This window comes from Hymenobacter nivis (assembly GCF_003149515.1).
In the GTDB taxonomy this organism is placed as follows: domain Bacteria; phylum Bacteroidota; class Bacteroidia; order Cytophagales; family Hymenobacteraceae; genus Hymenobacter; species Hymenobacter nivis.
Window position 1 is genome coordinate 2532493 of the sequence record NZ_CP029145.1, and the last position, 15697, is coordinate 2548189.

Sequence of the window (15697 nt, forward strand, 5' to 3'; positions counted from 1 at the left end):
CTCGGGATTTAGACCGCAATGGCCAGCACCGGCACGCGGCTGCGATGGCAATCATACAAGCCGTTGATGAGGTGGGTGTTGCCCAGCCCGCACGAGCCAGCGCACACCGCCAGGTCGCCGGTGAGGTGCGCCTCGGCGCCGGCGGCGAGGGCGCCGCCGCCTTCCTCGTGGCGCACGGCCACAAAATCGATGCCGTCGCGGGCCCGAAGCACGTCGGTGATGCCGTTGAGCGAGTCGCCCACCACGCCAAACACGCGCTTGACCCCGGCCGCTTGCAGGGTGTCGACGATGATTTCCGCTACTGTTTTTTGGGGCATAATTTCAGAGGTAAAGCCAACCGTTGTACGCAACGGTTGCGGGAAGGGCCCGGCACAAGTTGCCGGACCCTTTCCGTTTCCGCGGGCTTTCTTCTGAATCCGGCCGCAAGCGGTGGAAGTCCAGAGCTATTAATTTCTAGTCTCTCGCCCTCCACGCAACCCCGCCCCCTAGCCCCCTCCCCAATGGGGAGGAAGAACTAGTTTATAGCTATAAAATATTGTTTATCAAATTATTACAATTAGAGCTAGTCCCTCTTTCCCATCGGGGAAGGGGCTAGGGGATGGGGTTGCGTGGAGGAGGAGACGCTAGAACTTAACAGCTCTGCCCCGGGGGCCCCGGCTAGTCCTGCTGCGAGGGCAGGTGCTCCTGGGCCGGGGCCCCGGCGCGGTACGCCAGCTTGTAGGTGAGGGCCACCACCACGTTGTTTTTGGCCGACGTGATTTGCGGGACGAACTGGCCCGCCCGGTAGGCCGGCAGGTTGTAGTTGGCCTGGTTCACGAAGCCCACTTGCAGAATCAGGTGCGCGTTGGCCTGGTAGCCCACACCAGCGTAGAGGCGGTTGCGCTCGAACACGGGGCCGTTGGGGTTGAGGAAAATCTCGTCGTAGGCCGACAGGAACATCGTGCCGGCGGTGATGGTCGGCTTGTTGAGCGGGAAAAAGGCGTTGAGCCGGTAGCGAAACCGCTGGCGAAAGGCCGTGCTGTCGTCGCGGAACCGCAGCCAGCGCTGCTCAATGCGGTAGCGGTGCTCCAACTTGAGGCGGTGCGAAAACTGGGTGAGGACGACCTGTTCCCAAAGGCGCTTTTCCACGTTCAGGGGCCCCTGGCCGAGGTCGCGGTAGTCGGAGGTGGTGTAGCGGCCGGTGCCCAGCAGCACGGTGAAGTTGGGGTCGACGTCGTAGCTCAGGCCCGCCTTCAACTCGTTGTAGAAGTAGTGCCTAAACACGGCGTCGGTGCGGGCCTGCACCTCGGCGTAGCTGCCCCACTTGTGCGCAGCATCGCCCGGCAGCTGCACCGTGGCAATGAACCAGCTGCCCCAAGGCTGGGCCGGGTTGGCCGGCGTTTGGGCGTAGGCGGCGGGGCCCCCACCAGCGCCAAAGGCTGCCAGCAGGCAGCGAAAAACGTATTTGTTCATCCAAAAGGTGAAGAACCGGCAACGCCTGCCGGCTTCTCCCACCAGCAAAGGTACCCGCCTAAGCGGCGCGGCACCCCGCCAGTCTTAACTATAACTTCACAGTGGCGGCTGGCCACGCCCCATACCGCCACCGGGGGCCCGTTACCGCAGCAGGGCGTGCAGCAGGTCGACGGTGCTGCGCCAGGTTTCGGCGGGGTGCCGCGCGGTGAGGTAGGCAACGTGCGGCAGGGCCCCCGCGATTTCGAGCCCGACGGCCGCCACGGGCAGCAGCAAATACGCCCACCACGGGTATAGAAAGCGCGGGCGCAGGCCCTGCGTGAGGGTGCACCAAGCGGCGAGCATCCGGCCACGGTAGTGCCAGAAAATCAGGAAAATGAGCCCGATATAGAACAACAGCCGCCACTGAAGCGCCGGCAGTATTCTCACATACGTTACGTCCACCACGAGCAAGTTGGCCGCGATGGGTAGCAGCAGCAGGGCCCCCACCAGCGCCGTGCGGTGCCAGAGCAGCAGCAGGCCGGCCACGATTTGCGCCCCGCCCACGAAGGACTTAAACGGCTCCTGCCCAAACAGGTACCAGGCAAGCTTAAACAGCCCCAGCTGCTGCACCGACTGCGCCAGCTGCGCCGCGCTGAGGCCGAACTGCGCGCCCGTCAGCTTGGCGTAGCCGTAGCTAATGAACGTGCCGGCCGGCAGCACCCGCGCCGCCAGCACGAAATAATCTCACGCTTGGGCCCTAGTAAGGGTATGCATGGCAGTAGTGATTAAAGGATGAGGCCAGCGGCGGGTTAAGAGGCTATCCGAATAGCGCATTATCGTTCCGGCGAAGGAGAAATCTGGAGACGACCCTTGACTGGTTTTACCCAGATTCCTGCTTCGTCAGGATGACAACGCGCTATTCAGAAACCGCGCTAATAGGTACCGGCTTGCCTCGCCGCGCGGCGGCGCAAGTACCACGCGGCCAGCAGCCCCAGGGCCCCTACGAGCGTGCAAATACCCGCCCACAGCAGAAAATTGTAAGCGGCGGCGTAAGAGCGGTAGCCCGCGGTAATGGCGAACAGCACAAGCCCCACCACCTCCCACAGCCGCGCCTGGGGCCCCGGTGCGGGCGGCAGCGCCGGGCGGCCCACCAGCACGCGCAGCGTGAGCCAGTCCCAGGCCAGCAGCAGCCCGTTGGCCAGCAGCATCAGCCCGGTGATTATGGGCGTGCCGGCAAAATTATACGAGAGGGTGATGACGAAAATATTGGCCATGATGGGCAGGAACAACAGGGCCCCTAGCGTGGCGAAGCGCTGCGTGAGCAGTAGAAAACCCGCCAGGCACTGCACCCCGCCCAGAAATTGCCAATACAGCCCCGACTGGTACAGCGTCTCAAAAAAGTGCTCGGGACTGTGGATGGGCGCAGCCGCCCCGCTCAGGCGCATGAAGCGGTGGCCCTCGATTTTGACCACGCTGGCGAACACGAAGGCCGCGCCCAGCAGGTACCGGGTGTAAACGATGGCGAGTTGCAACCAGACACAGCGCCGCGCCGTTTCGATGAGGTTCCGCATCGCCGGGGCCCTAGCGCACCAACTGGCCCAGCGCCGTGCCCGAGAGCGTAGCGGTGGCGCTGTCGGCGAAGTGGTAGCGCAGGGCGGGAATGGCCAGGTTGCTGATGGCCAGCTCGCCGTGGCGGCGCACGTCGAGGTTAGCGGCGGCAATGCGGTTGCTGCCGTTCAGGGCGAGGGCCGCGCCGCCGGGGCCGCTGCCCACTTCGGCGCGCAGGTAACGCAGGGTGTTGCCGGCCAAGGCCACGTGGCTGGCGCGGCGTTGGCGCAGCACCAGGCTGTCCTGCACAAAATCTTCCACCGCCACGCGGCCCATGGTGCCGTTGTTGTCGGCTTGGGGCTTGCCATCGAGCTGGTACACGGCGTCGGTGGTGAGGCTGTCGAGCCGCGGGCACGAAATGATGAGCATTTCGTGCTGCCCCCAGTATGGGCGCTGCCCCGTGAAGCTGGCCGTGACCACCAGTTGCCCGCCATGCTGGGCCACGTGCACCCCAGTGGCGTCTTTGTTCAGGCGCACACTAAAGGGGCCCCGCACGATTTTCACCTGCAAAGCCGTGGCCGCGGGCACACTCACACTAGTGAAGTTACTGAAATTCAGCGCCGCGAAGTTGTGCAACGGGTTCTTGTAGTTGCCGGTGCGGTACTCGGCCCGCAGGCCCATGTTGAAGGCCGTGAGCGAGCCGAGCAGCAGCAGCACGGCCGCCAGCACCCATTTATTACTGTTTTTCATCGGAAGTGGTGGGAATGAGGGCGGCTTGCCCGGCTTGAAACGCTTGGTAGCGCTGCTGCAATTCATCGAAACCGATGCCCAGCAGCGAAATCGTGTTGAAAAACCCCGGCAGCTCCTGCTGCAAAAACCGCTCGCGGCGCAACTGCTTCACCCGAGCGTCGGCGTCGGGGGCCACGAAGAAGCCGATGCCGCGCTTGTTGTACACCACGCCCTGGTTTTGCAGGAATTCGTAGGTCCGCATCACGGTGTTGGGGTTCACTTGCAGCTCGCTGGCCAGGTCGCGCACCGACGGGATTTTCTCGTCGGGGCCCCAGGGCTGGCGCAAAATCTGCTCGCTCACGTACCCGGCAATTTGCAGGTAAATGGCCTCGTTGTCTTTGAATTCCATGCTTATAGCTGTTTTTCCGTCAGGCGCAGGTACGTGGCCCGCCACAGCAGCGCGGCCAGCACCAGCGGCAGCAGGATGTACCACTGGGCCTGCGCGTCGGGCAGGCTCACGCCGTAGGGACCCGTGGCCTCGTTGAGAACAATGCCGCTGAACGGCGAGGCCATTTGCAGGCTTTCTCCCACGAAAGCCTTTACTATCTGGTAGTTAGCCACCACCAGCCCCACGGCCAGCACCAGGGCCCCAAACGCGGTTTTGATGAAGTGGTTCTTCTCAAAGTAAATGGCGCCCCACAGGGCCCCGGCGTGCAGCGCGGCGTAGTAGAGAAACACTTTGTACACCTGCTGGGAATCAAACAGGCGAAACAGCTCCTTGGGCCGGCCGTACCAGTCGTCCAGCCCCACCACAATCCAGTCGATTAAATAGAAGCAGGCCGTGTACACTACGCTGAAAATCAGGAACGAGTACACCCAGCCCACCAGGTATTTTTCCAGCTGCGAGGCTGGCAGCGTTAGGGCCACCGTGGCCTGCTTGGGGGCCCCGTACTGCGCAAAAATGCCGGCCGTAAATAATGCACCCGCCGCCAGCAGCCCTACTTGGTAGAGTGCACCCTGGGTCAGGGTACTCAGCTGCGTCAAGTAAGCTATGTAGCCCAGCACCAGCCCAATGCCGCCCATCAGCACCGCTGTGGCCATGGCGTAGCTGGGCAGAAACTCGGCCGTGTGCCGGCTGAACAAGCGGCGGAACCGCGAAAAACTAAATAGCTGGCTCATGGCGGGCGGGGGTGGAGTTTAAGTAGTTGACCACGGCCGGGTTGTCGCCGGCCACGGCGTTGAAGAGCAGTTCCAAATCGACCTTGCCGTAGGCCCCGCCCAGGTTGGGGCGCACCACTTGGCGGCCGCGCACCGAGGGCTCGGCGTACAGGGCCCCCGCACCATCAGCCGAGCCGGCGGTGCCGAAGGTGAGCCGCTCGGCCAGCGCGTCGAGGGCACTGTTGAGCACGATTTGGCGGTTGTGCACCACCAGCACGGTATCAATCAGGCTGTCGAGGTCGCGCACCTGGTGGGTCGAGATGATCATGCAGCGCTCCTCGCTCAGGGCCCCGGCCATAATTTTGCGGAACTGCACTTTGGAGGGAATGTCGAGGCCGTTGGTGGGCTCATCCAGCACCAGCAGGCCGGTGTTGGCGGCCAGCGCGAAGGCAATCATGAACTTCTTCTGCTGCCCGAACGAGAGCTTCGGCAGCTTCGTTTGGCGCGGCACCTCCAGCTCGGCCAGGTAGCGATGAAACTGCGTTTCGCTGAACCTGGGGTAGAAGCCCGCCGTGTGGGCCACAAACTGGTCGGCCGTGAGGGCGGGCGTGTGCAGCTCCTCGGGCAGGAAAAACAGGTCTTCGAGCACCGCCGGCAGCCGCGCCGCCGCCGGCAGGCCGTTCACCTCGCAGGTGCCCGCCTGCGGAAACGCCAGCCCCACGATGTTCTTGAGCAGCGTCGATTTGCCCGCCCCGTTCTTGCCCAGCAAGCCGTAGATGTGGCCCCGCTCCAGCGTCAGGCTCAGGTTTTCAAACAGCGGCACCCGCCGCGAGTACCCAAAATGGAGGTTTCTAATGCGCACCATGTGTCTGTTGTTTTAGTGTACTAATGTTCTAGTACACCACAAACGTAAGCAAGATTTTTGATATTCGGTTCTCGCAATACTAAAATAGTTTTTGGCTGCGTCGTGGGGATAGGCGCTTGCCCCCGCCGGTCATTGCTAAAGCGGTTCCCAATTCGGTGTGCCCGGTTGTGGTTTTCAAGTCAGTGCACCGCAGCGCGAACTTAGTGGTTCGCGCCGCCACGCGGCCATCGCTGGGACGAAGCGAGCAACGCGAACTACCAAGTGCGCGTTACTGCTTCGTGGCTGTACGCTGATCGGGAAACCGCTCTGGTTGCTGCGCTGGCCTGTACCGCCAAGCTGCGCTGGCACCGCTACAGTCGTTCCCCTAGAGCGGTTTTCGAGTTAGTGTACCCGGTGCTGTAGAACGGAGTGGCACTCCGTTTGGCATTTGCATGAAAACGGAGCGCCACTCCGTTCTACAATCCTTCCGTACTGGCGGCACACTGACTTTAAAACCGCGATAACGGGCGATTTCCAGGTCCTTGTACAGCCTGGTTGCTGCCGGTCCGCCAGCTCTTTCATCCAGCCGACCAGGCCGTACCCGGACCTGAAAACTGCTCTAATGGGCGGGGGTAAGCCCCGCCCCTACCCTGCTTCACGCCGGGGCCCTATAGCTGAATCATGATTGGCCCGTGGCCGGCCCGCGGCATCCGGTACGCCTTCAGCCACGCTTTGAGGGCGGCCGGGTCGTGCTCGAAGGCCAGCACTTCGGCGGCCAATTGCTTGATTTTGGCTTGCAGCTTAGTAGTTTGGCGCTTGAAGTCGTACTCCATCGCGGCCGGCGTGGTCAGCGCGTAATACGGCTGCCCGGTGAAGCCCGACAGCTCCTGCTGCTCTTCGTAGAGGGCGTCGTCGAGGTCGCTGGCTTGCTCGCGCAGCAGCTTGTTGTAGTGGCGGAGCTGGTCTTCGGCCAGGTTTTCGAGGTGGCTTTGGTCGATGTGTTCCAGCTCCAGCTGAAGGCGCAGCAGCGTCAGCAGCTCGTTGGCCTCGTAGGCAGCGGTCACCTGTTGCAGCAGCGCGGTTTTGCGGGCTTTCTCGGCTTCGTCGGGCTCCAGGTCGGGGTGCAGGGCCTTCACCAGGTCCATGTACAGCGAGCGCACCGACTTGGTGATGCGCTGCTCCTCGGCCAGCTTTTTGGCTTCGGCGGCCTGTTGTTTAGGCGATTTTTTGCGGGTGGCGCGGCGGGCTTCCTGGCCTTGCTGCGCGGCCTCGTACTCAACCTGCTGGGCGGCCATTTTCTCATCCACGTAGGCCCGGAACTTCTCCTGCGTGCTCACGTCCACGGCCGGGTCGAACACAATGCCGAAGCGCATCGCGAACAGCTTCTTCATGGCCTCCGAGGTTTGCCGCTCTTCCTCGACCTCCTCCTCGGCCGACGCAGGCGGCGGGGCGTGCTTGTCGAAAATGGGCTGCAAATCGGGGTGGCCGCGCTCCACCAAGTCGTAGCAGCCATCGAGCAGCAGGTCCACAATTTTGCGGCGTTCGCCCTTTGTGAGCTTGTATGTTTCCAGGGCCCGGTCAAACAGCCGCACCAGGTCGGCCCGTACCGCGTTGTGCTGGGTTTGCAGCGGCCGGTACTCATTTTGCACGCGCTGCCGCAGCCGGGTGGCAGCTTCACGGAATTCCTGAACGTCTTTTTCCAGCTTGGCGATGCGCTTAGTAAGGCGGTTGAACTCCTTCTGGGCCTTGGAAAGCGGGGCGTCGTCGGCGCTGGGCGACTGAATGTGCACCAGTTGGGGCTTGGGCGCGGCGGTTTTCTTGGCCATATGAGCAAAGGCAGGGAAAGTATCTGACCGCAAATTACGGGCGGTTTTCCATTTCGTTTCCGGGGCCCCCGCCGCTTCCCGCCGCCTGCACCAGCGTCTGGATAAAGGCCCAGCGCTGTTGCAGCAGCGCCAGGGGCCCAATCTTCTCCAGCAAAATCAGGCAGCTGGCATCAGCAATGATAACGGGCGGCATCCTGCACGTCGTTTTGCAGGTCTTCCTCCGTCAGGCTGAAGATCGAGACGCCGTAATCGCCCAGCAGTTCCATGAACGTGCGCTTGCTGTAACCCGCCATTTCAGCCGCTTGCCCTAACGACAGTTTGCCCTACTCATAAAGGCGCGTGGCCCGCAGCATGGTCACTTCAATGGTGCCACAATAAAATTACTATTTCAACAAATCATTTATCTTTTGCTGAGCATTTAAAGGATTATATCCTTCCATAATACACGCCCGGTTAATCAATTCAGAAATCATTCCCGAGCCATAAAAATCAATAGGCTGGGTTTTTTGATATTTTTTTATTACTTCTTTAAAAGTTTCTCCTTTAATTATTTCGATAATGCTTTGCGCTTGCTGCTTAGTTGAAATTAACTTCAGCCTTGTCAAATCCTTTATATATTTATTACTAAAATAGGTAAAGTAAAAATTATTCCGAAGAATCGCTATATTTACCTGCGCAGTATCTATTTGGATTTTTGTAGAACCCAAACGTAGAGGTAAATAACCCAACTCATCGTTGTTAATAATTTTTAAAATCATTAACGAGTAACGGGTCTGAGGATAGGGCTTAGACGTAAGAGGTATCGTATCTAAACGCTCTAATTTTAAAACATAGAACGGAGCTTGACTTATTAAGGAAATAATTTTATAATACGCCGATGGTTTCGCAAGGCATCGGTGTGGTATACCAGGATACGTGTAGCAATTAAATTGGTAGATAGTATCGTTACACTGACGCAGTGTCGGTGTCTGTATTCCGCGTCCGATAAAGCTGTAGTCTCCATAAATAACGCGCTGGGCAGCTACTTTATCGGAGAAAGTAAAAAGCACGATCAACCAAAGCAACTTTAACATACCGATGAATAGTTAAAAACGCGTGGTTGGTCAACTATTTTTTTACCTGATTGCCGACTGTAATAAATTCAAACTTACTAAGTACTCACGCACAAGTAAGCGTATTGAACTGAACGTCATGCTGAGCGCAGTCGAAGCATCTCTACCTCGTAAGTAAATAATTACTTATTGCGGTAGAGACGCTTCGACTGCGCTCAGCATGACCGCCTTTTTTGCTACGGTTACTTTTGCGCGACTACTTAATTATTCACACCTGAATAACCCCCACGTTATACGCCTTTTCAATCGGCGCGTGGTTGGCCGCGCTTATTCCCTCCGAAATAATCTTCCTAGTTTCCAACGGGTCAATTACCGCATCTACCCACAACCGCGCCGCCGCGTAGTAGGGCGATAATTGCTCCTCGTAGCGGGCTTTGATGCGGTCGAGCAGTTCCTTTTCGGCTTCGGGGGTGATGACTTCGCCTTTGGATTTGAGGGAAGCGACTTGGATTTGCAGCAGGGTGTTGGCGGCGGCGGCGCCGCTCATTACGGCCAGTTGGGCGGTGGGCCAGGCCACGATTAGGCGCGGGTCGTAGGCTTTGCCGCACATGGCGTAGTTGCCGGCGCCGTAGCTGTTGCCAATGATGACGGTGAACTTGGGTACTACGCTGTTGGCCATGGCGTTCACCATCTTCGCGCCGTCCTTGATGATGCCGCCCTGCTCGCTGGCCGAGCCCACCATGAAGCCCGACACGTCGTGCAAAAAGACCAGCGGGATGCGTTTCTGGTTGCAGTTCATGATGAAGCGAGCGGCCTTGTCGGCCGAGTCGGAGTAGATGACGCCGCCCATCTGCATCCCGGTTTTCTTGCTCTTCACGATTTTGCGCTGGTTGGCCACGATGCCCACGGCCCAGCCATCGATGCGCGCCAGCCCGCAAATGAGCGTCTGGCCGTAAAGGTCTTTGTAGGGCTCGAATTCGGAGTTGTCCACCAGGCGGTTGATGATTTCCATCATGTCGTAGGGCTTGGCGCGGTCGGCGGGCAGCAGGCCGTAGATATCGGCCTCGGGCAGCGCGGGCGCCACGGGCGCCTTGCGGCTGAAGCCGGCCGTGGGCAGGGCCCCCAGCTTGTCGAAAATGTTGCGGATGTGGTCCAGCGCCTCCTCGTCGGTATCGAACTTGTAGTCCGTCACGCCCGACACTTCCGAGTGCATGGCCGCGCCGCCCAGGGCCTCGTTGTCGATGGTTTCGCCGATGGCCGACTTCACCAGGTACGAGCCGGCCAGGAACACCGAGCCCGTGCCGCTCACAATCATGGCCTCGTCGCTCATGATGGGCAGGTAGGCGCCGCCGGCCACGCAGGGCCCCATGATGGCCGAAATCTGCACGATGCCCAGGCTGCTCATCACTGCGTTGTTGCGGAAGATGCGGCCGAAGTGCTCCTTGTCGGGAAAAATCTCGTCCTGCATGGGCAGGTACACGCCCGCCGAATCGACGAGGTAGATGATGGGCAGGCGGTTTTCGAGGCTGATTTCCTGGGCCCGCAGGTTCTTTTTGGCGGTGATAGGAAACCACGCGCCGGCCTTCACGGTGGCGTCGTTGGCCACCACCACGCACTGCCGGCCCTGCACGTAGCCAACGACTACGACCACACCGCCGCCGGGGCAGCCGCCTTCTTCCTGGTACATGCCTTCGCCGGCAAAAGCCCCGATTTCCACCTGGGCCGCGCCCTTATCCAGCAGGTAGGCAATTCGTTCGCGGGCCGTGAGCTTGCCCTTGGCTTTGTGGGCGGCGATGCGCTTTTCACCCCCGCCGAGGGCCACGCGGGCCAGCCGCTGGCGGAGTTGAAAGGCGAGTTGCTTGAGTTGGTCTTCGTTGCGGTTGAACTCGATGGTGGGCGACATGGGGCGGGATTTGGGGAGGAAATGGGCACAAAAAATCCGCCCGGAGGCGGATTTCAAAGGTACGGCGGCGGGCACGGCAAGAAAGAGAGCTGTCATCCTGCACATCAGGCAGAGATGAAGGATAACAGGGCATAATCAGGATGACGAATTCTTTATTGCCATTCCTGGGGCCCTACTTCAGCGCCGGCGTGCTTTCCACTTTTTTGGTTTCGGTGGTCACGGTGCCGTCGGGGCTTTTGGTGGTTTCCTTCTTGGTTTTGTCCTTGCCGCCGCCGAATACCGAAAAGTGCACGTAGCGCTTGGGATTGGCCTTAAAGTCTACCAGTAGCGAATTGGTGCTGGCCGAGGTAGTGGTCAGGTTATTGTAGAGCGTCGAGTCGTTGAGCAGCTTGCCAAGCGAGCCGTTCTGGTCGTTCAGGGCCTTGTTGAGGCTGGCCACGGTAGTTTGGGCCTCGGCCATGGTGGCGTTGAGGCGGCGCACGGCCGAACCCACGGGGGCCTTTTTCAGCGAATCAGACAGCTGGCTGAAGTTGGTAGCGATGCGGTCGAGCTTGGTGCTGCTGCCGTTCAGGGCCCGGGTGAGGTGGGCCATATTGGTGGTGATTTCGTTGATGTTGCGCTGGTTCTGAATGATCAGGTTTTTCAGTGCCTCCGAGCTGCCCTGGGCGTTCAGCAGCGTGGCCTGGATGCTGACTTTGGCGTCCTTGCTCAGGAAGCCGTTCACGCGGGCCAGCGTCGAGTCCACGGTACCGAGCATGGGCAGCGCCTTGGCCTGGAAGGCGTCAGCGATGCTGGCCACAGTGAACGACTTCAGCTCCTCGCCGCCGCTGTATGTTTTGCTGTTTTTACCCATGAATAGGGTAATGGTCTTCGTCCCCAACAGCGAGCCCGCCAGGCTGGCCACCGTGGAGTCGCCCACCACGAGGTCTTTTTTCAATTCAAAGGTGGCTTTCACCATATTGCCTTCCTTGGGCAGCAGCTCCAGGTTTTTCACCTGCCCCACTTTAATGCCGTTGAACATCACCTGGGCCCCCACGCCGAGGCCGTCGACATTGGCGTACTTAGCATAGTAAGTGTGGCTGCTGGACAGCACGTTGGAACCACGCAAGTAGTTGAAGCCCACGAATAATACCACAAGGGCCACAAGGGCCAGCAAACCCACTTTAATTTCTTTGGACAGCACGGAGGGGAGGGTTAGAATGCACAGAAAAACGGTTGATACGCAAATGCAGGCGCGGCGGTCAAATCCGGGCCGGGGCCCCAGCGCCCGTCAGTCGTCGGCCGCATCAGCCGACGAGCCCTCCAGTTCGCGCTTGTAGGCGCGAAAGGCGCGAAAGATGCCCGCGGCCATATACGTCTGGTTGGCTTTATCGTTTAGGTAGCGCTCCTCGGTGGGATTGGTGAGGAAACCGGACTCGATGAGCACCGAGGGCATGGTCGATTTCCAGAGCACGATGAAGCCGGCCTGCTTCACCCCGCGCGAGGCCCGGCCCACGTCGCGGCGCAGGGCCCCATCCACGCGCTGGGCAAAGCGCAGGCTGTTGGTGACGTAGGCCGACTGAAACAGCGAAAACAGGATATGGCTCTGGGGCGAGCGGGGGTCGAAGCCATCGTAGTGGTCTTTGTAATCAGCTTCTTGCAGGATAACGGAGTTTTCGCGCTGGGCCACGCCCAGGTTGGCCGTCGATTTGTGGAGGCCCATCGTCCACACCTCGGTGCCGTGGCTGTCGCGGGGCCCCGCGTTGCAGTGGATGGAAATAAAAAGGTCGGCGTGGCGGCGGTTGGCGATGGCGGCGCGCTCGTCGAGTTCCACAAACACGTTGGTTTTGCGGGTGTAAATCACCTTCACCTCGGGCATGTGGTCCTCAATCTGGCGGCCCAGGGCCAGCACCAGGCCCAGGGCCACGTCGCTCTCGCGGGCCTTCAGGCCGTGGCAGCCGGGGTCTTTGCCACCGTGGCCGGCGTCGAGCACGACGGTGCGCAAGCGGTAGCGGGTCGGAGCCGGGGGGCCGGCCACGGGCCGGGAAGGGGCCGGGGCCGCGGCCAGCAAAAGCGCGGCACCAGCCAGGGAAGCAATAATCCGCACGGCGTTCGTTGAGGTCGGGTAGCAACCCGCTACCTTTGTAGAAGCCTCAAAAGTAACCGAATTGCCCGCTATATCCCACGTTCTCCGTTGCTGTGCTGGGCTTTGCCGGCGGGCGGGCATTGCCGGCGGGGCCCTGCGCGGGCTGGCGCTGGCCTGGCTACTGCTGAGCACCGGCGCGGCCCTGGCCCAGCATGCGCCCACGGCCAACCCCGCCACCGTGCCCGGGCAGCGGCCGGGCAGCGCGCCCATGCCCCCGGTGCGCGTGATGTCGCCCGACCCAACCCTGCCCCAGGGGCCCCCACCGCCCGGCACCACCAACCCCGGCCAGCACAGCATCCCAGGGGCCTCGCGCGAGCCCGTGGCCGGCATCCCCGACAGCATTCTGGTGAAGCAGGCCCGGCAAGATTCCCTCAAGCTGGCCGCCAAGCCCAAGGGGCCCATCGAAACCACCGTGCACTACGTGGCCAAGGATTCGATTCAGTTCGACGTGACCCGCAAGGAAGCCAGGCTCTATAATAAAGCCAACGTGAACTACGGCGCGATGGACCTGAAGGCAGCCCTGATTACCATTGATTATGCCGCCCACGTGATGACGGCCGAGGGCCGGCGCGACACGCTGAAGCACAAGGTGGTGGACAAGCCTGTATTTAAGGACGCGGCGGGGCAGTACGCGGCGGGCAAAATTGCCTATAACTTCCAGAGCAAGCGCGGCAAGATTACCGAAACCGTGACCCAGCAGGGCGAGGGCTACGTGAGCGCCCAAAGCATCAAGAAAGCCGCCAACAACGACCTGTTTGGGGTGCGCGGCCGCTACACCACCTGCAACCTGGAGCACCCGCACTTCTACATCCAGGCCAGCAAAATGAAGGTGATTCCGGGCGACAAGGTGGTGACGGGGCCCTTCAACCTGGTGATTGGCGACGTGCCCACGCCGCTGGGCTTCTTGTTCGGCTTCTTCCCCATGCCCAACAAAAGCCGGGGCTCGGGCGTCATCATCCCCACCTTTGGGCAGGCCCAAAACCGGGGCTACTACCTCAGCAACGGCGGCTATTATTTTGCGCCGAACGACAACATCGGCGTGCGCCTCACCGGCGACATCTACGCCGGCAACGCCCAGACCTTCGGGGGCTGGGGCAGCACGGCCGACGTGAGCTACCTGAGCCGCTACAACTACCAGGGCAATTTTAACTTCCGCTACACCACGCAACCAACCAACCAAATCCTGTCCACGGCCTCGCTGAACACCAGCCTCGAATACATCAAGCCGCCCGCGGCCCAGACGTTCTGGATTAGCTGGAACCACACCCCCGTGGCCCGGCCCGGCGGGGGGCGCTTTTCGGCCAGCGTGCAAGCCGGCAGCAACAGCTACAACCGCACCAACAGCTTGTCGTCGCGCGCGTTTCTCTCGCCCACGTTCAGCTCCAGCTTGTCGTACACGAAGCAGCTGCGCTACCTACCCATCAACTACAGCCTGAAGCTGAGCCAGAGCCAGAACACCCAAACTGGCGTCATGGCCTTCACCCTGCCCGACGTGAGCGTGGGCGTGGCCCGGCAGTACCCCTACCAATGGTTCAAGCTGAAGCCGCGGCCATTCTACGACCAGATCAGCATCAGCTACAACCTGGTGGCCCAGAACCTGATTACCAACACCGTGGCCGCCCGCTCCCTCGACGGCAGCGTGCCGCTGCTGGGCGGCACCACGGGCAGCAGCACGCTACCCATCGGCTTCAAAAACATTGGCTCGCTGCTGCGCAATGCCCAGAACGGCATGCAGCACCAGTTCGGCATCTCGCTGGGCTCCTACACCTACAAGTTCCTGCACATCAGCCCGGGCTTCAACTACGGCGAAACTTGGTACGCCCGAAGACTGGATTATAAGTACGTGGACCGCGCCCAGGCCGTGCGCGTCGACACTATACCAGGCTTCAGCCGCGCCTATTCATACTCGGCCAACCTCAACCTGAACACCACGTTCTACGGCACACTGGTGCGCAAGGGCAACCACAAAATCCAGGCTCTGCGCCACAAGGTTACGCCCAGCCTTAGCTACAGCTTCTCGCCTGATTTGACCGGGGGTTCGGCATACCAACAACTCAACTTTGGCCGCGAAGCCAACGGCACCGCTATCCCGGACGCCAACGGCAATTACATTGCCCCTTTGCGCGGCTCGAACGGCCAGTTCCTCGACCCCCGCAGCTACTCGCGCTTTCAGGGCTCTTTGTACGCCCCCCCCAGCTCGGGCGCGGTGCAACAGATTGGCTTCTCGCTACAAAACGCGGTGGAGATGAAGGTGCGCGACGACAAGGATACCACGGGTACCAACCCGGTGAAAAAGGTGAGCCTGATTGATGGGCTGGACTTCAACGGCTCCTACAACTTCCTGGCCCCGGCGTTCAACCTGTCGCCCCTCACGGCGTCGTTCCGCACGCAGGTGGCCCGCAAGCTCAGCCTCATTTCCAACGCCAGCTTCGAGGCCTACCAGCGCGACAGCTCCGGGCGCACCATCAGCCGCTACCTGTTCGACCAGCCGGGCCACCGCAAGCTGGCCCGGCTGGCAGCGGCCAGCTTCACCACCAGCTACGCCTTCAACCCCGTATCGGGCAAGAAGCGCAGCGTGGTGCCCCGCCAGGTGGCCCCGGCCAACGACCCCACCCTGGGCAGCGTGGGGCCCCTGGCCATGTACGCCGACTACGTGGACTTCGACATTCCGTGGGAGCTAAGCCTGAGCTATACCGCTGGCTACACCACCAACGCCATTCCCCTCCAACAGCGCATCTTCGATGCCCGGCTGCTGCCCACCAACGGGGTGCTGGTGCAGTCGCCGTTCCGGTCTTCGCTCACGGCCTCGGGCAGCGTCAAGCTCACCGAAAACCTTAAGCTGACCTACAACACGGGTTTCGATTTCAGCAGCATGCAGACCACGCTCACCACCATCAGCTTTTTCCGCGACCTGCACTGCTGGCAGGTGGCCGGGCAGTGGACGCCCTTCGGCACGTACCGGGGCTACAACTTCACGATTTCGGCCAAGAGCAGCCTGCTGCAAGACCTGAAATACAACCGCAACCGCAACGTGCAGTACCAGTAGGGCCCCGGGTTTGGGCGCGCGGTGCCACCTTTGCG

16 protein-coding genes are annotated in these 15697 nt (G+C 61.0%); 1 reads left to right on the forward strand and 15 read right to left on the reverse strand.

From position 1 onward, the window contains the following. Positions 1–8 precede the first annotated feature (8 nt). The 15 genes from DDQ68_RS23475 to DDQ68_RS11235 all read right to left on the reverse strand — a co-directional run bounded on the left by DDQ68_RS23475 (position 9) and on the right by DDQ68_RS11235 (position 12541). Positions 9–317, reverse strand: coding sequence for a thiamine pyrophosphate-binding protein (locus tag DDQ68_RS23475; protein WP_211320134.1), 309 nt, complete (start codon positions 315–317; stop codon positions 9–11). Positions 318–657: 340 nt separating this feature from the next. Then, positions 658–1452: a DUF2490 domain-containing protein gene (locus DDQ68_RS11180; protein ID WP_109656376.1), complete on the reverse strand. Its 795-nt coding sequence runs from the start codon at positions 1450–1452 to the stop codon at positions 658–660. A gap of 141 nt (positions 1453–1593) precedes the next feature. Then, positions 1594–2166 (reverse strand): hypothetical protein, encoded by a 573-nt coding sequence (locus DDQ68_RS11185; protein ID WP_109656377.1) that lies wholly within the window; start codon positions 2164–2166, stop codon positions 1594–1596. Between the two features lie 197 nt (positions 2167–2363). Next, complete coding sequence (locus DDQ68_RS11190; RefSeq protein ID WP_109656378.1) at positions 2364–3002, reverse strand: hypothetical protein; 639 nt, start codon at positions 3000–3002, stop codon at positions 2364–2366. Between the two features lie 10 nt (positions 3003–3012). Continuing rightward, positions 3013–3729 carry a hypothetical protein gene (locus tag DDQ68_RS11195; RefSeq protein ID WP_109656379.1) on the reverse strand — a complete coding sequence of 239 codons (717 nt, stop codon included), beginning with the start codon at positions 3727–3729 and terminating at the stop codon, positions 3013–3015. Beyond that, positions 3716–4117: a GntR family transcriptional regulator gene (locus DDQ68_RS11200; RefSeq protein ID WP_109656380.1), complete on the reverse strand. Its 402-nt coding sequence runs from the start codon at positions 4115–4117 to the stop codon at positions 3716–3718. Before DDQ68_RS11200 ends, DDQ68_RS11195 begins: the two co-directional genes overlap by 14 nt. 2 nt (positions 4118–4119) lie before the next feature. Then, the gene (locus DDQ68_RS11205) at positions 4120–4887 is read right to left on the reverse strand and encodes a hypothetical protein (protein WP_109656381.1); all 768 of its coding nucleotides are present in this window, start codon (positions 4885–4887) and stop codon (positions 4120–4122) included. Beyond that, entirely contained in the window at positions 4871–5731 is an 861-nt protein-coding gene (locus DDQ68_RS11210; protein ID WP_109656382.1) for an ABC transporter ATP-binding protein, read from the reverse strand. The genes DDQ68_RS11205 and DDQ68_RS11210 overlap by 17 nt, the downstream gene beginning before the upstream one ends. Before the next feature lie 647 nt (positions 5732–6378). Beyond that, entirely contained in the window at positions 6379–7536 is a 1158-nt protein-coding gene (locus tag DDQ68_RS11215; RefSeq protein ID WP_109656383.1) for a hypothetical protein, read from the reverse strand. 34 nt (positions 7537–7570) lie between these two features. Further along, on the reverse strand, positions 7571–7729 hold the full coding sequence (locus DDQ68_RS22810; protein WP_162550035.1) for a hypothetical protein: 159 nt from the start codon (positions 7727–7729) through the stop codon (positions 7571–7573). Further along, positions 7707–7829: a UPF0175 family protein gene (locus DDQ68_RS11220; RefSeq protein WP_245897017.1), complete on the reverse strand. Its 123-nt coding sequence runs from the start codon at positions 7827–7829 to the stop codon at positions 7707–7709. The genes DDQ68_RS22810 and DDQ68_RS11220 overlap by 23 nt, the downstream gene beginning before the upstream one ends. A gap of 90 nt (positions 7830–7919) precedes the next feature. Beyond that, entirely contained in the window at positions 7920–8609 is a 690-nt protein-coding gene (locus DDQ68_RS22815; protein ID WP_162550036.1) for a hypothetical protein, read from the reverse strand. 247 nt (positions 8610–8856) lie between these two features. After that, a complete protein-coding gene (locus DDQ68_RS11225) occupies positions 8857–10491 on the reverse strand; it encodes an acyl-CoA carboxylase subunit beta (RefSeq protein WP_109656384.1) in 1635 nt (544 codons plus the stop codon). Between the two features lie 172 nt (positions 10492–10663). Beyond that, entirely contained in the window at positions 10664–11674 is a 1011-nt protein-coding gene (locus DDQ68_RS11230) for an MlaD family protein (protein ID WP_162550037.1), read from the reverse strand. Between the two features lie 87 nt (positions 11675–11761). Further along, entirely contained in the window at positions 11762–12541 is a 780-nt protein-coding gene (locus DDQ68_RS11235; RefSeq protein WP_245897438.1) for an N-acetylmuramoyl-L-alanine amidase family protein, read from the reverse strand. Between the two features lie 97 nt (positions 12542–12638). Between DDQ68_RS11235 and DDQ68_RS11240 the strand changes: the two genes are divergently transcribed. Further along, positions 12639–15662: a putative LPS assembly protein LptD gene (locus DDQ68_RS11240; protein ID WP_109656387.1), complete on the forward strand. Its 3024-nt coding sequence runs from the start codon at positions 12639–12641 to the stop codon at positions 15660–15662. Positions 15663–15697: the final 35 nt, after the last annotated feature.